The organism is Photobacterium obscurum (assembly GCF_026191635.1).
GTDB lineage: Bacteria > Pseudomonadota > Gammaproteobacteria > Enterobacterales > Vibrionaceae > Photobacterium > Photobacterium obscurum.
The window spans coordinates 50,598-72,424 of record NZ_JAKRRW010000023.1 but is presented as its reverse complement, the minus strand read 5'-3'; the positions used below and the strand labels follow the sequence as shown (position 1 = coordinate 72,424).

Annotated in this window: 20 protein-coding genes; 2 read left to right on the top strand and 18 right to left on the bottom strand. The window is 49.8% G+C overall.

From position 1 onward, the window contains the following. Positions 1-60: 60 nt before the first annotated feature. Both MD588_RS21455 and MD588_RS21450 read left to right on the top strand, forming a co-directional pair. On the top strand, positions 61-267 hold the full coding sequence (locus MD588_RS21455) for a YaeP family protein (protein WP_265699768.1): 207 nt from the start codon (positions 61-63) through the stop codon (positions 265-267). After that, entirely contained in the window at positions 267-455 is a 189-nt protein-coding gene (locus MD588_RS21450) for a DUF4250 domain-containing protein (protein ID WP_265699767.1), read from the top strand. The genes MD588_RS21455 and MD588_RS21450 overlap by 1 nt, the downstream gene beginning before the upstream one ends. Before the next feature lie 115 nt (positions 456-570). On the opposite strand, the gene MD588_RS21445 is transcribed toward MD588_RS21450, so the two are convergent. From MD588_RS21445 to pyrH, 18 genes are all read right to left on the bottom strand, one after another. Continuing rightward, entirely contained in the window at positions 571-1,782 is a 1,212-nt protein-coding gene (locus tag MD588_RS21445; protein WP_265699766.1) for an aromatic amino acid transporter, read from the bottom strand. Between the two features lie 198 nt (positions 1,783-1,980). Next, positions 1,981-2,292 (bottom strand): c-type cytochrome, encoded by a 312-nt coding sequence (locus MD588_RS21440; RefSeq protein ID WP_265699765.1) that lies wholly within the window; start codon positions 2,290-2,292, stop codon positions 1,981-1,983. Between the two features lie 103 nt (positions 2,293-2,395). Then, the gene (gene tilS, locus MD588_RS21435; protein ID WP_265699764.1) at positions 2,396-3,721 is read right to left on the bottom strand and encodes a tRNA lysidine(34) synthetase TilS; all 1,326 of its coding nucleotides are present in this window, start codon (positions 3,719-3,721) and stop codon (positions 2,396-2,398) included. Positions 3,722-3,856: 135 nt separating this feature from the next. Then, entirely contained in the window at positions 3,857-4,816 is a 960-nt protein-coding gene (gene accA, locus MD588_RS21430) for an acetyl-CoA carboxylase carboxyl transferase subunit alpha (RefSeq protein ID WP_265699763.1), read from the bottom strand. Positions 4,817-4,873: 57 nt separating this feature from the next. Continuing rightward, positions 4,874-8,353 (bottom strand): DNA polymerase III subunit alpha, encoded by a 3,480-nt coding sequence (gene dnaE / locus MD588_RS21425; protein WP_265699762.1) that lies wholly within the window; start codon positions 8,351-8,353, stop codon positions 4,874-4,876. A gap of 134 nt (positions 8,354-8,487) precedes the next feature. After that, positions 8,488-9,093 (bottom strand): ribonuclease HII, encoded by a 606-nt coding sequence (gene rnhB / locus MD588_RS21420; RefSeq protein ID WP_265699761.1) that lies wholly within the window; start codon positions 9,091-9,093, stop codon positions 8,488-8,490. A gap of 2 nt (positions 9,094-9,095) precedes the next feature. Beyond that, positions 9,096-10,235: a lipid-A-disaccharide synthase gene (lpxB, locus tag MD588_RS21415; RefSeq protein ID WP_265699760.1), complete on the bottom strand. Its 1,140-nt coding sequence runs from the start codon at positions 10,233-10,235 to the stop codon at positions 9,096-9,098. A 2-nt stretch (positions 10,236-10,237) separates the two neighbouring features. Beyond that, positions 10,238-11,026, bottom strand: coding sequence for an acyl-ACP--UDP-N-acetylglucosamine O-acyltransferase (lpxA, locus tag MD588_RS21410; protein WP_265699759.1), 789 nt, complete (start codon positions 11,024-11,026; stop codon positions 10,238-10,240). Beyond that, on the bottom strand, positions 11,026-11,478 hold the full coding sequence (fabZ, locus tag MD588_RS21405; protein WP_265699758.1) for a 3-hydroxyacyl-ACP dehydratase FabZ: 453 nt from the start codon (positions 11,476-11,478) through the stop codon (positions 11,026-11,028). Before fabZ ends, lpxA begins: the two co-directional genes overlap by 1 nt. Positions 11,479-11,577: 99 nt before the next feature. After that, the gene (lpxD, locus tag MD588_RS21400) at positions 11,578-12,606 is read right to left on the bottom strand and encodes a UDP-3-O-(3-hydroxymyristoyl)glucosamine N-acyltransferase (protein WP_265699757.1); all 1,029 of its coding nucleotides are present in this window, start codon (positions 12,604-12,606) and stop codon (positions 11,578-11,580) included. A 223-nt stretch (positions 12,607-12,829) separates the two neighbouring features. Continuing rightward, a complete protein-coding gene (locus tag MD588_RS21395; RefSeq protein ID WP_265699756.1) occupies positions 12,830-13,339 on the bottom strand; it encodes an OmpH family outer membrane protein in 510 nt (169 codons plus the stop codon). A 19-nt stretch (positions 13,340-13,358) separates the two neighbouring features. Further along, positions 13,359-15,779 carry an outer membrane protein assembly factor BamA gene (gene bamA / locus MD588_RS21390; RefSeq protein WP_265699755.1) on the bottom strand — a complete coding sequence of 807 codons (2,421 nt, stop codon included), beginning with the start codon at positions 15,777-15,779 and terminating at the stop codon, positions 13,359-13,361. 37 nt (positions 15,780-15,816) lie between these two features. Continuing rightward, positions 15,817-17,172 carry a sigma E protease regulator RseP gene (gene rseP / locus MD588_RS21385; protein WP_265699753.1) on the bottom strand — a complete coding sequence of 452 codons (1,356 nt, stop codon included), beginning with the start codon at positions 17,170-17,172 and terminating at the stop codon, positions 15,817-15,819. Next, the gene (gene ispC, locus MD588_RS21380; RefSeq protein ID WP_265699751.1) at positions 17,169-18,365 is read right to left on the bottom strand and encodes a 1-deoxy-D-xylulose-5-phosphate reductoisomerase; all 1,197 of its coding nucleotides are present in this window, start codon (positions 18,363-18,365) and stop codon (positions 17,169-17,171) included. Before ispC ends, rseP begins: the two co-directional genes overlap by 4 nt. A 186-nt stretch (positions 18,366-18,551) precedes the next feature. Next, positions 18,552-19,400: a phosphatidate cytidylyltransferase gene (locus MD588_RS21375; protein WP_265699750.1), complete on the bottom strand. Its 849-nt coding sequence runs from the start codon at positions 19,398-19,400 to the stop codon at positions 18,552-18,554. Positions 19,401-19,564: 164 nt separating this feature from the next. Then, positions 19,565-20,329 carry an isoprenyl transferase gene (locus MD588_RS21370; protein WP_265699748.1) on the bottom strand — a complete coding sequence of 255 codons (765 nt, stop codon included), beginning with the start codon at positions 20,327-20,329 and terminating at the stop codon, positions 19,565-19,567. 78 nt (positions 20,330-20,407) lie between these two features. Beyond that, complete coding sequence (frr, locus tag MD588_RS21365; protein WP_265699746.1) at positions 20,408-20,965, bottom strand: ribosome recycling factor; 558 nt, start codon at positions 20,963-20,965, stop codon at positions 20,408-20,410. A gap of 85 nt (positions 20,966-21,050) precedes the next feature. Further along, positions 21,051-21,779 (bottom strand): UMP kinase, encoded by a 729-nt coding sequence (gene pyrH, locus MD588_RS21360; RefSeq protein ID WP_265699745.1) that lies wholly within the window; start codon positions 21,777-21,779, stop codon positions 21,051-21,053. Positions 21,780-21,827: the final 48 nt, after the last annotated feature.

Sequence of the window (21,827 nt, the reverse complement as noted above, 5' to 3'; positions counted from 1 at the left end):
ATGAACTGCGCGATGCTACAGCAGTTAACTGATGAAATTAGTATTAAGTAAGGAATAAGCATGAAAGTTTACGAATGCTGCGAGCTAATCCGAATGACCTACGCCCAAATTGGCGGCGGTGAGTTAGGCTATATCCCGAACGCCATTCACTGTGCAGTCAAGACCCTGGATTACGTCGCATCAAATGAAGAGCTACCAATGGAAGTCAGGGAACGCGCTGCCTTTGCTGCTGCCAACCTGCTGATGAGCGATCACGAGGACAAATAATGGGCTTGGAACGTTTTGAAACAATGGATCCAGTGATGCTGATGAGCATCGTCAACATGAAGATCCGTGATGAATTTGGTGACTTGGATAGCTTGGTCAAGTTCTTTGATATCGACAAACAAAAGCTGATTGACCGACTGGCAGCGGCAGGCTTTGACTACCTCCCTGAAGCAAAGCAATTCCGCTAAACCGGCCCAACCTATCCCAACAAAAAACGGAAGCCAAGGCTTCCGTTTTTTATGCGCTGATACATGATTCAGCGTTTATTCCATTGATTTTGATGGATATGAATACACCGATAATCTAGCCTTTAAAAACAGGCAGTAGATTCGCCATTGCCAGTAGATGGAAGGCGGCTGTCAGTACCCCGAATGCAATCACCACATAAATCGTCGCATTTCCCCCAGGTACCACAAAGCCTTCTTGTTCCGGCATTCTTTGACGTAATGTTTTTGCCAACGTCGCCGGAATAATGCAGGTCCAAATCGTGGCAGCAGCACCGGCTAAACCAATCGCGGCAACAAAACCAAACGGTGCCACTAACGAGAACACCAACGGCGGAATAAACGTCACACCCCAGGTTTTTAGTCGCCCTTGCTTGGTATCGCCAAAGCTAAAGAAATCAGCCAGGTAATCGAACACACCCAACCCAACACCAATGAAAGATGAGACAATCGCGGCAATGGAAAAGATATGCAGGGCTTGTTTAATGCTATTTGAATCGATGGCTGCAGTCAGTGCCGACATCAAAGCATCCACGCCACCACCAGCGGTCACAACAGGGCCAAACGCCTCACGCGGTAAATTGCCAAAAATACAGATCACCCAGCCCAGATAAAATGTAAGCGCAATTAGCGTACCGCAAAAAATCGCTTTTTTGGCACGGTGCTCATCCTGGTAGTAATCACGCATCGTGCTCACTGAATGATGGTAGCCAAATGATGTTAATGCGACCGGCAACAGGGCTAACGCATAGGCCGAGTATGGGGTTTCACCTTGGCCTTGTGCAAACAAGACCGGCACACTGATATTCGAAGCCAGCCCTGATACACCCAGCACAAAACTGATGATCATAAAGAGGATCAACACAATAGAAATACGATCCACTGCACGGGTAGAGTGCAAAACAAAGGCCGAGCAGAATGCAACAAACAAGACAGAAGCCAATTCACGCGTGACACCTAGCATTTCACTGAAAATCATGCCGGATGTTGAAATATACGCATAAAGTAGAATTCCACCCACAAAATATAACGACAAATTATTGATGATATTAATCTTGTTGCTTAATACATCTTTGGTGACAGTATTAAACGAAGCTTTAAACTCATAATGCTTAAGTGCTTCTAATAATAACCAACCGGAAAGCGTCATCATGATCATAGTGAAAGAAATGGCGATCACACTCCATAACGTCCACGCACCCGCACCTGCACTTGGCAATCCAAGCATGCCTGCCCCAACACAAACACTGGCGATAATACACGCCCCCCCAAGTGTGGATGGTTTACTCATAATGACTCCTAGACAACATTAACGTATCAGCGTGCTAGTACAATAATACCTACCAAGGTTTTAATCAACAGCAGGAAAACCGACTGGGTAAATTATAATCAGGCAGGTGGAAATTTTGCGTTACAGTTTATAGCGCACATAAAAAAGCCGCTGACTGCGGGCGCAGATAGCGGCTCTTTTGGACGTAACGCTGCAGGTTTATTTTAACTGTGAGAAATAAGCCGCAACATTCGCAATATCTTCATCGCTGAGCATCGATGCCTGTGGCTGCATGACCATTGCCATTCCGCCAGTACGCTGCTTGTTTTTGTAAGCCTTTAATGCACCAACCAGGTATTGCTCGTTCTGGCCTTTTAGACTCGGGTAACCCGGGATCATTGCGACGCCGTCGACGCCGTGACAAGCTGCGCATACCGCGGCCTTGGCTTTACCGGCTGCCGCATCACCACCAGCCATAGAAGGAGCAGACATCACTGTCGCTAACACTGCAATTGCAAGAACTTTCTTCATTCGGTCCTCTTATAATTCTGTTTGATTCCAGTACTTCACTCTCACCTTGAACATCACAGCTTAAGGTGACAATCAGGCAATTAACAATTGTGCACTATTCAGCCTAAAATTGCACATCAGATACATCATTGTGCCACTCTAGGTCACAATCCTGGCCACTAAATGCATCGACAACAAATAATCCGGCAACAGCAGCCAGCTGCTCACCATAGAAAACCAACGGAGTACGACGGCGATTCCAGCTGGGTACCCCATATTCCTGAAATAGCTTCTTCATCTTACGCTTACCGACCCGTCCGACCGGCTTGGCCTCAATCGCTTCAGGGTCAAAGCGCACAGACACCACCTCATCCCCCCGAGGCAGCCGTAACTGCCCCTTGCCCACGCTAGCAGCTCGCAATGTTAGTGCGCCTAGACCCTGTGGCAACAGACAGGTCTGGTCGAGCTCGCAGGTTTGCTGCCAGTCCTTGATATCCGGCCATTGCCGAACAAGGTACAGTCGTTGCTGATAACGCCGGATCTGAACATTGTTCCAACATAGCTGAGGGTTGGCATCGGATTTGGCCAGCACAACCGCACGCCAGATCTGCTCCAACTGGGCCTGTGACGGCATCAAAACATCAAACAGCCCAAGCCACTGGCGGATCAGCTGCTTGCCCATTCGCTCCGACCCCAGCGCAGAGATCAGCAAGCTTTGGTCGACATACACGGCCTGCTCCAGTTTGTCCTTCAGCAACTCCTGTAACAAGGCTTCCTGCTCACCGCATAATGCCGCACTCCGTGCCACAGCCTTGCGAATACCAGGCCAGCGTTCGACCAGCAGCGGCGTCACCTGGTGGCGCAGAAAATTACGGTCATAACGCACATCCTGGTTACTCTCGTCTTCGACCCACTCTAGCTGGTGCTGCAGGCCATAATGCTCGATTTCCTGACGGGTTGATGTCAGTAAGGGACGCAAATGAAGACCATCGGCAAATGGGGTACGTTCTGGCATTGCAGCCAAGCCTGCCGGTCCGCTGCCACGCTTCAGGGTGAGCAATACGGTTTCAAGCTGATCATCGGCATGCTGCGCGGTTAATAGGATATCCCCGGTATTGAGGTGTTTGCCAAGCGCCTGATAGCGATGCTCCCGGGCTTGCTGCTCGACACTTACCCGGCTTCCTAGCGCTAGGGTGACCTGCTCCACGTAGCATTCGATCCCTTCTTGTCCAGCCCAACGCTGGCAGTGCTGGCTCCAGCTATCGGCATGCGGGCTCAGGCCGTGGTGGACATGGACAGCCACGCACTGATGCTGGGGGTGCTGGCGGATGAACTGTCCCATCAGATGGAGCAATACCCGAGAATCCAACCCTCCGCTAAGGGCTAAAACAAATCGTTGAGGATCGTCTGCATGGGCCAGCAGAGAGGCGGAAAGTCGGGAATAAAGCATCAGAGAGGAGCTCTTGTCAGAAGTCGCATACATATGGGCATTATATCAAATGCTGTCACTGGATGATTGACGAGCAGCCATAAAAAAACGGGCCAACCAAGGTTGACCCGCTCTGAAATAATAGCTTAGCAAAGCTTAGCAGTAACCGTAGCTCATCAGGCGCTGGTAACGACGCTCTAGCAATGCCTCAGTATCTAATGCTTCCAGCTCTTTCAGCGTCGCCACTAACTGCGCTTTCAGTGCCGTAGACATCGCCGCCACATCACGGTGTGCGCCACCCAAAGGCTCTTCGATGATGTTATCGATCAGCTCAAGTTCTTTCAGGCGATCTGCCGTCATACCCATCGCTTCTGCAGCCTGAGGCGCTTTGTCAGAATCACGCCATAGGATCGATGCACAACCTTCCGGAGAAATCACAGAATAGGTTGAGTACTGCAGCATGTTCACGCAGTCACCGACACCAATAGCAAGTGCACCACCAGAGCCGCCTTCACCGACAACGTTACAGATAACCGGTACCGTCAGACCCGCCATCTCTTTCAGGTTGGTTGCAATCGCTTCCGACTGACCACGCTCTTCAGCACCAACACCCGGATAGGCACCGGCTGTGTCAATGAAGGTGATGATTGGCATTTTGAAACGCTCTGCCATTTTCATCAGGCGAAGTGCCTTACGGTAACCTTCAGGCTTAGGCATGCCAAAGTTACGCAATACTTTTTCTTTAGTCTCACGACCTTTCTGGTGACCAATCACCATTACCGGACGGCCATCAAGACGGGCAATACCACCGACCAGCGCCTTATCATCGGCAAACGCACGGTCACCCGCCAGCTCATCGAACTCTGTGAACATATGCTCAACATAGTCAAAGGTATACGGACGCTGTGGATGACGGGCTAATTGAGCAACCTGCCATGCACCAAGATCACCAAAAATTTTCTTGGTCAGCTCAAGGCTTTTCTTTTCTAGCTGTTCAATTTCTTTATCTAAATCAACCGATGCAGATTCTTCACGGCGTGACACATCACGCAGTGCTTCAATTTTTGCTTCTAGTTCCGCAATCGGCTGTTCAAACTCAAGGAAGTTCAGGCTCATACCACTTCAATCCTTTTGCTCACGATTATTTGTTCTATCCAATAACTGTGGGCTAATTTAATTAAACTCAAGCTCTACTTGCTTTTCACCCAGTAATATTTTGAGATCGGTAATCAATTGATCTGCTGGGGTAACGCGCCATTCAGTCCCGAGGGTCAACTTGGCACGCGCATTCGAGCGCTGATAATACACATGAACAGGTACAGTACCTGCACGGTGTGGCTCCAGCACTTGGCTGAAGCGTTCAAAAAACTGTTCATCAATTTGCCTCTCAGTCACTGAGATGGCAAGTCCTCTTAAGTGCTTTTCTCTGGCTTCTGAGATATCCAGCACTTCTCTGGCCGACATTTTAAGGCCACCATTAAAATCATCAAAGCTGACCTGTCCAGAAACCACGAGTATTCTATCTTTTTCAAGCAGATCCAGGTAGCGTTCCAGAGGTTCTGAGAACAACATCACCTCCATTCGCCCCGAACGGTCATCGAGGGTCATCAAGCCGATCCGGGTCCCCCGCTTGGTGGTCATCACCCGAGCCGCAATCACCAACCCCGCCACGGTCACCACTTTGTCACGTCCGGTCGGATGGGCATCTTTCAGTCGCCAGGTCGTATAATGCTTCAACTCCTTCACATAGGCGTTGATCGGGTGGCCGGTCAGGTACAGGCCTAAGGTATCACGTTCGCCTTCAAGCCACACCTTCTCCGGCCACTCGGGAATATTGGCGTAGGCATGCTCGACTTCCTCCGGCGCTGCAGTCAACACCCCGAACATATCAGTCTGGCCAAAAGCCTCAGCCTGATGATGCTGGCTGGCCGCTTTGATAGCGTCATCAAGCGTTGCCATCATCGCGGCACGGTTTGGTCCCAGGCGATCCATAGCACCTGCTTTGATCAGCTTTTCAAGTACACGTTTGTTGACTTTCTTAGTGTCGATACGGGCACAAAAGTCAAACAGATCCTTGAAGTGACCACCTTTCTCACGGGCTTCGATAATATTTTCAATCGGGCCTTCACCAACCCCTTTGACCGCACCGATGCCGTAGACAATCGCCCCATTGTCGTCAACATTGAAGCGGTATAGCCCCTTGTTCACATCCGGCGGCAGCAGCTTTAGTTCCATCCGGTGGCATTCATCCACCAGGCCAACGATCTTGTCGGTGTTATCCATATCGGCAGTCATTACCGCCGCCATGAACTCAGCCGGATAGTGCGCTTTTAGCCACAGCGTTTGATAAGAAACCAATGCATAAGCAGCAGAGTGAGATTTGTTGAAACCATAACCGGCAAATTTTTCTACCAAGTCGAAGATTTTCATCGCCAACTCGCCGTCGACGCCGTTCTTCACTGCCCCTTCCTCAAAGGTAGCACGCTGCTTGGCCATCTCTTCCGGCTTTTTCTTACCCATAGCACGACGAAGCATATCCGCCCCACCCAAGGTGTAACCAGATAGAACCTGGGCGATCTGCATAACCTGTTCCTGATACAGGATGATGCCGTAGGTTGGCTCAAGAATTTCTTTCAGCGAGTCGTGTTGCCACTTCTCATCCGGATAAGATACGGCTTCACGGCCGTGCTTACGGTCGATAAAGTTATCTACCATGCCCGATTGCAGTGGCCCCGGACGGAACAGGGCAACCAATGCGATCATATCTTCGAAGCAGTCTGGCTGCAGACGCTTGATCAGATCTTTCATCCCGCGGGATTCAAGCTGGAATACCGCGGTGGATTCCGAGCGTTGCAGCATCGCGAACGACTTAGGATCATCCATCGGGATCGCCGCAATGTTAACCGGCTCCTCGCCTTTGGCTTTCAGGCGCGGATTAACCATGCCCAATGCCCAATCAATGATTGTTAAGGTACGCAGACCCAGGAAGTCAAACTTGACCAGGCCCGCCGTTTCTACGTCGTTCTTGTCAAACTGGGTTACCGGGTTCCCCCCCTCGGCATCGCAGTACAACGGTGCAAAGTCGGTAATGGTGGTTGGCGAGATCACCACGCCACCAGCGTGCTTACCGGCATTTCGCGTTACACCCTCAAGGATGCGGCACATGTCGATCAGCGCTTTGACTTCCTCGTCCGACTCGTAGACCTGACCCAACTGCGGTTCGGCATCGAAGGCTTTAGCCAACGTCATACCCGGCTCGGCAGGCACCAGCTTGGAAATACGGTCAACAAAACCATACGGGTGGCCCAGTACCCGGCCAACGTCGCGGATTACCGCCTTCGCCGCCATGGTACCGAAAGTAATAATCTGCGATACCGCATCACGACCATACATCTCCGCCACGTGATCAATAACCTGATCACGCTTGTCCATACAGAAGTCGATATCGAAATCGGGCATGGAGACACGTTCCGGGTTCAGGAATCGCTCGAACAGCAAATCAAACTCCAGCGGATCCAAGTCAGTGATATCGAGGGCATAGGCGACCAGCGAGCCAGCACCCGAGCCTCGTCCCGGCCCTACCGGCACATCGTTATCCTTCGACCACTGGATAAACTCCATTACGATCAGGAAATAACCAGGGAATCCCATCTGGTTGATAACGTCGAGCTCGACTTTCAGGCGATCGTCATATTCAGGACGGCGCTTGGCTCGTTCTTCTTCGTCAGGAAAAAGAAACGCCAACCGTCGCTCGAGCCCCTCTTCAGACTCCTTGATCAGGAAGTCTTCGATGGTCATATCACCCGTCGGGAAGTTCGGCAGGAAATACTCGCCCAGGCGCACAGTGACATTACAGCGCTTGGCAATCTCGACACTGTTTTCCAGCGCTTCGGGAATGTCCGAGAACAACTCGCACATTTCCTCTTCGGTGCGCAGATACTGCTGATCGCTGTACAGCTTAGGGCGGTTTGGATCCACCATGGTGTAGCCGTCATGGATCGCTACCCGAATTTCGTGGGCATCAAACTGATCCGGGGAGATAAACCTGACATCATTCGTCGCCACAACCGGCAATTCAGCCTGCTCGGCCAACTCAACCGCAAAGTGCAGATAAGCATCTTCATCGGCGCGACCGGTACGTACCAGTTCCAGGTAGTAGCTATCCGGAAAATGGGTCTGGTAAAACTCGACGCACTGGCTAACCATCGCCTGGTTACCTTTCAGCAACGCCTTGCCGACATCACCGCTCTTGCCGCCGGACAGCAAAATCAGGCCTTTTTTGTGCTCAACCAGCCACTCTTTATCCATCACCGGCAGGTGCTGGACATGGCCTCGCTGGTAAGCTTTGGAGATCAGCATGGTCAGGTTCTGGTAGCCATCGTTGTCAGCGGCCAGAACCGTCAGATCCGTCAGCTCCTCGCCCATTTCTTCCGACATGACCTTGAAGTCAGCCCCGATGATTGGTTTCATCCCGGCACCGTGGGCTGCAAAGTAGAACTTAACCAGACCACACAGGTTGGTAAAGTCGGTCAATGCCATTGCAGGCATCCCCATAGCCGCGACTTTTTTTACCAGCGGCGGGACTTTGGACAGACCGTCCACCATAGAGAAATCACTGTGGACACGAAGATGAATAAAACGAGGTTCAGCCATGACTAACCAGATTTGATGTGTTCTTGATAATTAGCGAGGATTATAGCCCAAAGGACTACAATCATCACCGAATGTGGCTTAACGATAAAACTAATGACCATTAAGCCAGCAATATAGATACGCTCAGCGAGGGATCAGTCGATACCCAAGATACGCTTAACCGGCTTAAAGCTCTTACGGTGCTGTTCAATTGCCCCGAATTTTTCCAACGCTTCAAAGTGCACTTTGGTCGGGTAGCCTTTATGTTTGGCAAAACCGTAATCCGGATACTGGGCATCCAGCTCTTCCATTTCCCGGTCACGGGTGACTTTAGCCAGAATCGATGCGGCACTGATTTCGGCGACCCGTAAGTCCCCTTTTACCACCGCCTGAGCCGCCATCGGCAGCTTGGGAATTTTGTTGCCGTCTACCAGCACGTAGTCAGGTTGCACGGCCAACCCGGCCACCGCACGCTGCATGGCAACCATAGTCGCCTGAAGAATGTTCAGCTGATCAATTTCTTCCGGCTCACAACGGCCTAATGACCACGCCAGTGCTTTCTCTTTGATTTCATCAAACAGGGCGTTGCGCTTTTTCTCGCTCAGTTTCTTCGAGTCGGTCAGACCTTCAATCGGATTGTTCGGATCAAGGATCACCGCAGCAGTTACTACCGCCCCCACCAGCGGCCCACGGCCAACTTCGTCCACCCCGGCAATCAGATTAGCCTGTGGGTACTCAAAAGGTTCTAGAATGGTTGCCATATTTATCTATCTATCAATTTCAGGACAGCTGTCGCCGCCTGCTTGTCTGCATCACACTTGATCAGCTGATGCAAACGGGAAAATTCAGCCATCAGCTCGCTGTTATCTGCGGTCAAAAAGCGATCGACTTCCGCACACAACTTTTCTGGCACACAATCATCTTGGAGCAGTTCGGGCACCAGTTCACGATCGGCCAGAATATTTGCCAGCGAAACATATTTAGTTTTCAGCATTCGCTTTGCCAGCCATGCTGTCAGTGGCTTCACTTTATAGCCAACCACCATCGGGCGCTTGACCAGCATGCATTCCAACGCCACCGTACCTGACGCCAGCAATACCGCATCCGCCGCCGTCATGACGTTACGCGCAGTATCATCGACCAGCACAAAATCAAGTTCTGGAGCAGTTTCTCGCCAAGCCAGCTCGAACTGCTCGCGGCGCTTCTGGTTCACCAGAGCAACCACAAAGCCCAAATCAGGGTGTTTTTGCTTAAGCAGCTTGCAGGTTTCAATAAACGGAGCTGCCAACATGCCCATCTCACTGCCGCGGCTACCAGGCAACACCGCGAGCCAGCGCTTGCTACTGTCGAGGTTAAGCAAATCTCTGGCTGCCTGTTGGTCGGTTTGCAGCGGGATCGCATCTGCCATAGTATGGCCGACAAACTCACAAGGCACGTTGAACTTATCGTAAAACGCTTTTTCAAATGGCAGGAAGGCCAGTACCAGGTTGGTCGCGGCTTCAATTTTGAAAATACGTTTCTGACGCCACGCCCACACCGACGGGCTGACATAGTGCACCGTCTTGATACCCTGTAGCTTCAAGTCACGTTCCAAACGCAGGTTAAAATCTGGCGCATCAATACCGACAAATACATCCGGCGGATTATCGGTAAAGTATTTCACCAGCTCGGCCTTGACTTTAAACAGGCGTGGCAGACGTCCCAAGACCTCGACAATCCCCATGACCGCCAGCTCTTCCATATCAAACAGCGTGTCGCAGCCTTCGGCCTGCATGCGTGGGCCGGCGATACCGACAAATTCGGCATCCGGATATTGCTGTTTGACTGCCTTAATAAAACCGGCACCTAAAATATCGCCGGAGATTTCCCCGGCGACAATTCCTATTCGAAGTGGCTTCGTCATAATTAGCGAATAATACCGCGAGTGGATTTTTCGAAAAATTCAACAAACAGATCCAAAGACTTATGTTCTTTGGCCATTTCTTCGATTTCAGGCTTCACTTCTGCCAGCGTCTTACCAGAGCGGTACAAGGCTTTGTATACGGCACGGATCGCTTTGATCTCTGCCTTTTCAAAGCCACGACGCTTCAGGCCTTCAACGTTAATACCGAAAGGCGCACAGTGGTTGCCTTGTGCCATCACGTACGGAGGCACATCCTGAACCACGATTGAACCGCCGCCCAGCATACAGTGATCGCCAATCGTACAGAACTGGTGGATTGCCGACATGCCGCCGATAATCGCCTGGTTACCAATCGTCACGTGACCAGCCAGGGTCGCATTGTTGGCAAAGATACAGCGGTCACCAATAACACAGTCATGAGCGACATGGGCATTGATCATAAACAGGTTATCGCTGCCGACTTTAGTAATGCCGTTATCCTGAATCGTACCGCGGTGCATCGTCACGCTCTCGCGGATAGTATTGCGGTCACCAATTTCCAAACGGGTCGGCTCGCCAGCAAACTTCAGGTCCTGACACTCTTCACCGATTGAAGCGAACTGAAAAATCCGGTTCTCACGGCCAATCTTGGTCGGGCCTTTGACAACAACATGCGACATGATTTCGGTACCTTCACCGATCTCAACATCTGCACCGATGTAGGTAAATGGGCCAACTTTTACGTTAGCAGCAATGATTGCACCCTCTTCAACAACGGCTGACGGGTGAATTTGGGCAGTTTCGTGAATCATTAAAACTCTCGTCTTGCACATTTTAGCTCAGCAGAGCAAACCACACCGCCGTCGACTTTTGCTACGCCATTGAACATAGCAATACCACGACGCTCCTTCAGGAATTCCACTTCAATAACCAGCTGATCACCAGGACCTACCGGCTTACGGAATTTCGCATTATCGATACTTGCAAAATAGTACAGTTCATTTTCTGCCGGCGCCCCAAAGGTCTTAAATGCCAGCAGGCCTGTCGCCTGAGCCATGGCTTCAAGGATCATCACGCCAGGAAATACCGGCATCTTCGGGAAGTGGCCGGTAAACTGAGGCTCGTTCACAGACACGTTTTTAATCGCCGTCAGTGTTTTACCTTCTTCATAGTTAGTTACGCGGTCAATCATCAGAAACGGATAACGATGCGGTAGAAGCTCTTGAATTTCTGTGATATTCAGCGTTTTATTTTCGCTAGTCAAAACTAAATTCCTGTCTAGTCAAATTTTTAAAATGGTGTTCAGTTGAAACTAAAGCGGCCTACATATGTAGGCCTACTTTCAGAATTAGCCGGTCAGGCACTATTCGCCTTTGTCCGCCAACATCTTTTCAACTGATTTGAGACGTTTGTTCATCTCGTCAATCTTCATGGTACGTGCTGCAGTCTTACGCCATTCACGGTTCGGCTGCAATGGGATACCCGATGAGTACATCCCTTTTTCTTCGATACTGCGCATCACCATGCCCATACCGGTAATTGTTACGCCATCGGCAATTTCAATGTGACCATTAAGAACTGACGCACCGCCGATAATACAGTACTTACCAATTTTGGTACTGCCGGCAACAATAGTACCACCCGCCATCGCGGTACCATATCCGATTTGCACATTATGGGCGATTTGCATTTGGTTATCGATGATCACGTTGTCTTCGATAATGGTGTCATCCAGTGCACCGCGGTCAATCGTGGTACACGCACCGATCTCCACACGGTTGCCAATACGGACAGAGCCTAGCTGCGGGATCTTCACCCACTCGCCTTTGTCGTTCGCATAACCGAAGCCATCAGCACCAATAACAGTACTAGACTGAACCAGGCATTTCTCACCAAGCACAACACGATGGTAGATAGTGACATTGGCCCAGAGCTTGGTTCCTGCACCAATTACGGCATTTTTGCCAATGAAGCAGCCGGCACCAATCTGCACGTTGTCACCGATCTGAACTCCAGACTCAATGACTGCGTTATGGCCAATCGCCACACCCTCGCCAATAATAGCATCTTCTGCAATGCACGCTGTTGGCGCAATGTCAGTGGCCGCAGCCGGTGTCGTATCTAATAGTTGCGCAACCAATGCATAGCCTAGGTACGGGTCTGCCATGATAAGGGCATTACCTGCAAAATATTCCGCATCACCGGCTTTAAGCATAACCGCCGAAGCCTGGCATTCTGCTAGGTGCTTGCGGTATTTGCTACTGGACAAGAAAGTGATTTGCCCCTCACCTGCTTGCGCCATACCGGCAATAGATTCAATGACAACAGTACCATCGCCGCGAAGCTCAGCACCCAGTTTGTCTGCTAGTTCAGCAAGAGTAATTCCAGCCATTCGTAACCTTTCGTTATATATTCTTCTGTTGGTGCTACCTAAGCCTACCAACCGGTAATTCTATCCTAGCGACCAGAATATCATTCCGCTTGGTAAGACCAGTTTAGGATAAGCCCAAATAAAACAAGTCGAAAGTAAGAAGTGTACCAAAGTACCCCCTATACTTTCGACTCATGATTAGGGTCTAGCGCCCTTCTTACTACCCGTTATGTTGGCCATAGCCTTATTTAACGGCAGAAATCACTTTCGAAGACAAATCATCTTTCGGGCTAGCGTAAAGCACTGCATTGGCATCAACAATAATGTCGTAACCTTCACGTTTTGCCACGTCCTGAATTGCCTGACGGATTTTCTGCACCAGCTTTTGCTCTTCTTCAGCACCACGACGGCGCTGATCTTCCTGCAGAGCTTTCGCTTTCAGTTTGTAGTTAGACTCAAGCGAGGCCATCTCACGCTGAAGCTTAGTACGCTCGCTTGAGCTCATTAGCTCACCGTCACGCTTCATCTTATCGACTTTGGTTTTCATGCGGCTTTCAATGCCACGAAGTTCGTCAATGCGATCTTTAAACTCACCACGTAGCTTCTCAGCCACATTATACCTTTTTGCCAGCTGAGCCATTGCCTGACTAGTTGCGACATAGCCTACTTTCTGCGCCGCTTCAGCAGCATGCGCATACATTGATGAAGACAAAATTACCAGGCTAAGACTTGCCGCTTTAATCCACTGTTTCAAAGGGAATCTCCTCAAAAATTTAGAATGTTCGTCCAATAGTGAAGGTAAAGAACTCTTCATCATCACCATCGTATTTCTTGATCGGACGAGCAATCGAGAATACGAGCGGCCCCATTGGCGACATCCACTGCAGGGCTGCACCATATGACGCACGGATCAATGACGGATCGGAATAGTCATGTAGGTACCTTCCGTCCTCTTCGGTTAAATCATACTCCGTATCCCAAACCGTACCGGCATCAACAAAAACACTGGTGCGGATCTGGTTACGAACTTCTTCTGAAGCAAATGGGGTCGGTACAATCAGCTCCATACTGGCCAATGCAACGGCGTTACCACCAGCCGCATCGTCGGTTCCCGTGGCACAATTATTATTGCCACCGCCGGCACCGCCCGACTCACAACCACCTACGTATACCGCTTTCGGACCGACGGTATTGGAGCGGAAGCCACGCAGGGTAGAGAAACCACCGGCATAGAAGTTTTCATAGAACGGCAACAGGTGATCGCTGCCATTGTCTGTTGTACCGTAGCCGTTACCGTAACCCAACTTACCGCGTAGCAATAAGCTGAAATCATGGCCTTCATTCAGCGGGAAGTACTGACGAACATCATACTGCGCTTTGAAGTACTGGGCATCAGATCCCGGAATCGTCATCCGGTACGAGGCCCGCTGGTGGTTACCCGCCGTCGGGAAATACCCCCGATTGAGGTTATTTCGTGTCCACGAAATCGACCAGTCAAAGTCATCAAGTTCAATCACATTTTCACCACGGTTAAAGCCGTGGATCTTCTTGAACTTCTCAATCTGGTAGTATTCTTGAGTGTTCGAGATCTTGTTATGGTCATAGCCTAGACCAAACTCGAAAAAGTTCAGTTCATCAAACGGGAAACCCCAGGTCAGGCTGGTACCGTAGCTCTGGTTGGTATAGTCAGAGATATTGGCATCAGAAGCTTCGAACTCGTTGTAATAAACCTTACCACCAAGGCTGATACCATCGAGGGTAAAGTACGGATCACGGTATTCTAAGCTGACGTTCTTCTGGTAATCGTTCATCATCGCATTAATGCCGAAGCGATTACCCGTCCCAAGGAAGTTATCCTGCTGGATACCCGCCTGGAAGCTAATACCCGACTCGGTACCGTAGCCAATACCAAAGTTGATATTACCAGCGTTTGCCTCTTTCACGTTGTACTTGATATCAACCTGATCGTCGCTACCCGGCACACGTACCGTCTGCACATCAACGGTCTCAAAGAAACCGGTACGGTTTAGACGCTCTTTACCCCGCTCAACAGACTTCGAGTTCAGCCAGCTACCTTCCATCTGACGCATTTCACGACGCAGGACTTCATCTTTGGTTGAAGTATTTCCAGAGAACGAAATGTTTCTGACATAGATACGCTTACCCGGCTCAACATTCACAATTAGCGAAACTTGCTGGTTTTCATCATCAAACTCAGGGATCGTCGTTACTTGCGGGTAGGCATAACCAAGTTCGCCCAGTTTACGCTTCACGCCTTCTTCCAGTGCCGTAACTCGAGCGCCGTTATAGATGTCGCCGGTATCAATCGTAACCAAACTATTTAGCTCGTCTGATTTACCGACCAGCTCGCCACGTAGCCTCACATCCTTAACGCTATACTGCTCACCTTCATTGACCTTCAGGGTGATATACACACCTTTCTTGTCCGGTGAAATAGCAACCTGGGTCGCATCAAGCTTGTATTTGAGATAGCCATTATTTAGATACTGGGAGCGCAGCGTTTCCAAATCGCCGGCAAGTACCTGTTTCTGGTACTTTTCATCTGCCAGGAAGTTCCACCACGGCACTTCAGCCTGTAGGTTGAACTTGTCGCGCAAATCATCATCAGAAAAGACTTCATTACCAATGAAGTTAATCTGCTGGATTTTTGCCGACACACCTTCAGTAAAGACAAATTTCAGATCGGCACGATTACGCGGCAGTGGGGTAACAACGGCTTTTACCGTCGCATTATATTTACCGACACTGTAATAGAAATCTTCGAGGCCTTTTTCAATCTTACTCAGGGTGGTTCGATCCAAGGCTTCACCAATCGAGATTCGCGAAGCGTCTAGGTTCTCTTTAAGTTGCTCTTCCTTGATCGCTTTGTTACCAGAGAATGTAATGTTGGCAATAGTCGGACGCTCAAGGACCTTGATTAAAAGCGCATTTCCATCTCGGTAGACCTTAATATCTTCAAAATTGCCAGAAGCAAAAAGAGCCTGAATCATCTCCGAGACATCACGCTCATCAACGTCATCACCAACACGGACCGGCATTTTCAATAATGCCGCACCCAGCGTAACGCGCTGTAAACCTTCGAAACGAATATCATCAACTACAAATTGTTCCGCGCTCTGCGCAACACTACTACCGAGTAAAAGTGATGCGACCAACAGTTTTTTCATCGCCATTAGTGTTCTGATTATTCCTTGCTAAAAAACGCACTTATTAAAGGCGGGTAAAATCATTGAATAGCGCTACGGCCATTAACGCAACCAAAATGGCTGATCCCACTCTGTAGCCTATATCCTGAACGCGTTCAGAAACAGGACGACGTGTTACCGCTTCAATGGCGAAGAACATTAAATGTCCACCATCCAGTACTGGCAGCGGTAATAAATTAACAATCCCCAAGTTCACACTAATCAATGCCAGGAAGCCAAGAAAATAGACCATGCCATAGTCGGCGGTCATCCCTGCCCCTTTGGCAATTGAAATCGGGCCACTCAGGTTCTTAATGGCAACATCCCCCGTTACCAGCTTGGTCACCATATCAAACGTTAAGGTAACCAGCTGCCATGTTTTCTCGGCAGCTTTGCCTACTGCTTCAAACGGGCCATATTGCAAATTAATTCGGTACGACTCCGGCCAGTCCTTAACCTTAGGCGCAAAACCGGCATAACCTATCACTGTACCATCGCGTTGTGTTTTCTCGTTGGGTGTTAATGTCAACGCGATCAGCTCCCCCTCACGCAGCACTTCCAATGCAAGAGGCTGAGCAGGGTGTGAGCGAACAGCATCAACCACCTGCTGCCACTCAGTTACCGGGGCAGCATTAATTGCAACAATTTCGTCATTTAACCTCAAACCTGCCGCAATTGCTGCTCCGTCATCACTAAGTTGTGAGACAACAAGAGTAATATCCGGCGAGTATGGGGTGATCCCTAACGTTGTCAGTACTCGCTCACTTTCCGGGTCAAATGACCAACGAGTAAGATCCAGCTTGCGCTGCACTTCATACTCCGAATCCGGCTCAGAAACGGTAACCACCATCTCTTTGTCGCCAATATGGGAAATCATTGCCATGTTTACGGATTCCCAATCAGCGGTTTTGATTCCTGAAATGGACTTAAGTTCCATTCCATTACGAATTCCTGCTTCAGCAGCAATAGATTGCGGGGCGACTTCTCCAATGACAGGGCGAACGGCAGGTACCCCAATCAGATACACAACCCAGTAAGCAAAGATTGCAAACAGAAAATTCGCCAACGGCCCGGCTGCAACAATCGCACTACGCTGCCACAGTGCTTTGTGGTTAAAAGCCTGATGTTCTCGTTCTTCCGGTACATCATCAACCCGACCGTCCAGCATTTTGACGTACCCCCCAAGCGGGATCATCGCCAACGTATACTCTGTGCCATCTTTGCCGACTTTGTGCCATAAAGACTTGCCAAAACCAATCGAAAAGCGCTCGACGAATACACCACAACGTCGGGCTACCCAGAAATGACCAAATTCATGAACCGCAATTAAAATGCCAAGGGCAAGTAAAAATGCACCAAGGTTCCACAATATTCCCATCATACTGATACCTTCCGAATGACTTCCCGGGCTACAATTCGAGCCATCCTATCCAGCTCTATCACGCTTTCCAAGTCGGCCGGCTCACTCATTTGAGCTAAGTCGAGAACCTGGCTGTTCACTGTTGCAATATCGGTAAAGCGAAGCTGATTATTCAAAAATGCGGCAACAGCCTCCTCGTTGGCTGCATTCAAGGCCGTAGTAGCAGCCTGCCCGCTATAACAGGCATCCATTGCCAATTTTAGGCAAGGATAACGGCTAAAATCAGGCTGCAAGAAGGTAAATTCACCAACCTTGCTAAAGTCCAGCGGCGCCACACCAGCATCTACTCTTTCAGGATAGGCCATCGCACAGGCAATGGGGGTTTTCATATCCGGTAAACCCATCTGCGCCAGAACAGAACCGTCCTTGTACTGCACCATGGAGTGGATCACCGACTGCGGGTGAATAATCACATCCATTTGTTCTCGTTTGGCATTAAACAGCCAACGCGCCTCGATATACTCCAAGCCCTTGTTCATCATGGTGGCGGAGTCGACAGAGATCTTCGGTCCCATCGACCAGTTCGGGTGAGCAATCGCCATTTCCGGTGTGACAGATGCCAGTTCAGAAACATCGGTATAACGGAACGGGCCGCCAGAGCCAGTCAGCAAAATTTTACTGACGCCGTGTGCATCCAAGTCACAATGCCCCATCGCACGCTGGATCTCGGCCGGTAGGCTCTGGAAAATGGCATTATGTTCGCTATCGACCGGCAATAGTTCCGCGCCATATTGCTGGCAGGCGTCAATAAACATCTGCCCGGACATCACCAATGCTTCCTTGTTGGCAAGCAAGATACGCTTGCCAGCCTTGACACCAGCCATGGTTGGCAACAAACCTGCGGCACCAACAATCGCGGCCATCACAGTATCGACCTCGTCAAGGGCGGCTACCTGACACATCCCCTCGGCACCCGCGACCACTTCTGTCGGGATATTATGCTGATTCAGTAATGCGGTCAGTTCGACAGCCGCTGACTCAGAAGCCATAGCGGCATACTTTGGCTGCCATTGTTGGCATAGCTCAAACATTTTCTGGCTATTGGAGCCTGCCGCGAGCGCAACCACATCAAACAAATTCGGGTTCTGTGCTGCTACAGCCAGCGTACTGCTTCCGATAGAACCAGTCGCACCAAGAATCGTTAACTTACGCATAAAATCACTTAATTCAGCTATGAAAAGCAGCTCAAAACAAGCTGCTCGGTAAACAGGTATCTGCCAAGCTATTTCCAGCCAGCGCGGACAATTTCGCTGCGCTGTAAGCCGCTAAAACAATGCCTACTCGGTAAGTAAGCACGACTTTCATCCCAGCTGGCACGGCACAGCGAAAGAGTAGCTACATCATACTAGCCAAAGGTAGAGCAAAGCAAAAACAGGAAGGGCAGCCGTCAGGCTGTCAATACGGTCAAGAATACCACCGTGACCAGGCAGGATCGTGCCGCTGTCTTTGATGCCGGCGACCCGCTTGAACATACTTTCGACCAAATCGCCCAGCACTGAAGCCACCACTGTCACAACAGCAATCAGCAGCAGTCCACCAAGGCTGGTAAAAGGAATATCCATTAACGCAGCACCACCCCAGGTAACCACTACGGCAAGGATTGCACCGCCAAGCAGACCCTCAATTGTTTTATTCGGGCTGACTGCCGGCGCCATTTTATGCTTACCAAATCGCTTGCCAGAGAAGTAGGCACCGGTATCTGCCGACCAGACCAGGAAACAAACCAGCATCACCAGTTTGGCACCATGATACGGCGATTCAGCATAGTTGACAGCACGAAGCATCAGGATGCTCCAGAAGAAAGGGATCAGGGTCAGCAGGCCAAAAAGATATTTCAAAGAGGTGGCCTTGGACCAAAGGGATGAACTTGAAGGGTAAGTCACCGCGAGTGTAGAGGCGATCAGCCACCAGATACCGCCAACCAGCAGCATGTGCTGGTGCGATTGAGCGATGCTCGACAAGGTCGCCACATCGGTTGGCATCATGGCTATCGATGCACCTAGTGCGATAGTAGGCACGACCATCGCACCCCAGCGCGACTTCGCATCAACAAATTGTGTCCACTCCCAAAAACCGACCATGGTAATCGCCGCTAAAGCGATAACAAAAGCAGGGAAAGGTAAAAGAAAGATCCCTGCTATTACTAACGGCGCGAGGATAAGTGCGGTAATAATACGTTGCTTTAGCAAGCTGCGTCCTCTCGTTATTCATTATATGTTAGTAACGACTCAGCATTTCTCTGTTGCTGTCTGTCTATTGCTATTCTGTGGCAGCCTGTAAAAGGCATCATGATAAAACCCAAGATGCCCTCTAAAACTGTCATACGGCAAAATAGTCATAAACCGAATGGTTACTATTTTTGTAATAAAGCCTGTACCTGCTCGCCGGTGCAACCAAAACGTCGCTCACGGTTCACATACCATGCTATAGCATCAGTAAGGCTTTGCTCGTCAAAGTCAGGCCAATGCTGCTCGGTAAAATAGAGCTCAGCATACGCAGCCTGCCATAACATGAAATTACTAATACGGCATTCGCCACTGGTACGGATCAGCAAATCAACATCTGGCAATCCCGAGGTCGACAAACCTTGTGCCAACATCTCTTCGGTGATGTCTTCCGCCGACAATCCCTGCTCGGCAACTTGCAGTGCCAAACGCTTGGTTGCCTGCAAGATATCCCACTGTCCGCCATAGTTAGCCGCCACATTTAGCACCATCCCGGTGTTGTTTGCGGTAAGCAACTCGGCATCAGCAATTTTATTTTGCAATCGCTGACTGAAGCGGGTGGTATCACCAATGATCCGTAGCTGTATATTATTCTTGTGCAGACGCTTAACTTCACGACCTAAAACCGTCATGAAGAGTTCCATCAACAATGACACCTCATTTTCCGGACGGCGCCAGTTCTCGCTACTAAAAGCGAAAAGTGTCACTACCTGGATGCCAAGGCGATTTGCAGTCGAGACTGTTCTACGTACGGCTTCAACGCCAGCCTTATGGCCAAACACTCGAGCTTTGCCCTTTGCCTTCGCCCAGCGACCGTTCCCGTCCATGATGACGGCAATATGCTTTGGCAAACTGTCAGCAGAAAGAGCAGTATCGATTGTATGCTCTGCCATACATCTTCCTCAAAAAAAAACGCTGTGCTGCACGCACAGCGCCTCAAAACTTATCAAGCCAATGAAGACAGTAGCGTCTTATACTTCCATTAGCTCTTTTTCTTTCGCTTCAAGAACCACTTCGATGTCTTTGATTGCAGCATCAGTGATCTTCTGGATGTCGTCTTGTGCGCGACGATCATCATCTTCAGAAATTTCTTTCTCTTTCAGCAGGCCTTTAACATCTGCGTTTGCATCACGGCGGATGTTACGAACAGCAACACGGCCCTGCTCAGCTTCTGCACGTACGATCTTAACCAGATCACGACGGCGCTCTTCTGTTAACGGTGGCAATGGGACACGGATAACCGTACCTGCAGACATAGGGTTTAGGCCTAGGTCAGACATCATGATCGCTTTTTCGATCTTTGGCGTTAGCTCTTTATCAAAAACAGTGATTGCCAGTGTACGAGAATCTTCAGCGACAACGTTCGCCAGCTGCTTAAGCGGCGTGTTCGCACCGTAGTATTCTACGTAGATAGTATCCAGCAGGCTAGGGTGAGCACGACCAGTACGTACTTTAGCCAGTTGGTTTTTTAGCGCTTCAACGCTTTTGCCCATGCGCTCTTGCGCATCTTGTTTAATTGCATCAATCACGATTAATACCCTTAATGATTCGGTGAAAGAGGGAGCGCTCGCGCTCCCTGCCTGAATTAGTCGTCATAACTGACTAGCTAAAAGCTTAGTCGTTCGAGATCAAGGTGCCTTCTTGCTCACCCATTACCACGCGGCGCAGAGAGCCAGGCTTGTTCATGTTGAAAACACGAATCGGCATGCTGTGGTCACGAGCAAGAGTAAATGCAGCTAAATCCATCACTTTCAGTTCTTTATCAAGAACATCATTGTAACCAAGCTTATCATAAAGAACAGCTTCTGGGTTTTTAACTGGGTCATCTGTGAATACACCGTCAACTTTTGTTGCTTTCAGTACTACATCAGCTTCGATTTCGATACCGCGCAGGCATGCTGCGGAGTCAGTAGTAAAGAACGGGTTACCCGTACCGGCAGAGAAAATTACTACACGGCCCTGGCGCAACTGGCTAATTGCATCAGCCCAGTTGTAGTTATCACACACACCATTCAGTGGAATTGCAGACATCACTCGAGCGTTCACATAGGCACGGTGCAGCGCATCGCGCATCGCAAGACCATTCATCACAGTAGCTAGCATGCCCATGTGATCGCCCACAACTCGGTTCATACCCGCTTCTGCAAGGCCGGCACCACGGAATAAGTTACCACCACCGATAACCAGGCCAACTTGTACGCCTAGTTCAATAAGTTCTTTGATTTCCTGAGCCATACGGTCAAGAACTTGTGCGTCAATACCAAAACCTTCATCGCCCTGCAGTGCTTCACCACTGAGTTTCAGCAGAATTCGTTGATAAGTCGGTTTAGGATTCGTGGTCATTAGTTTTACCTTCCAGGCTTACAAATAGTGATATGGAGTTGTAAAAAG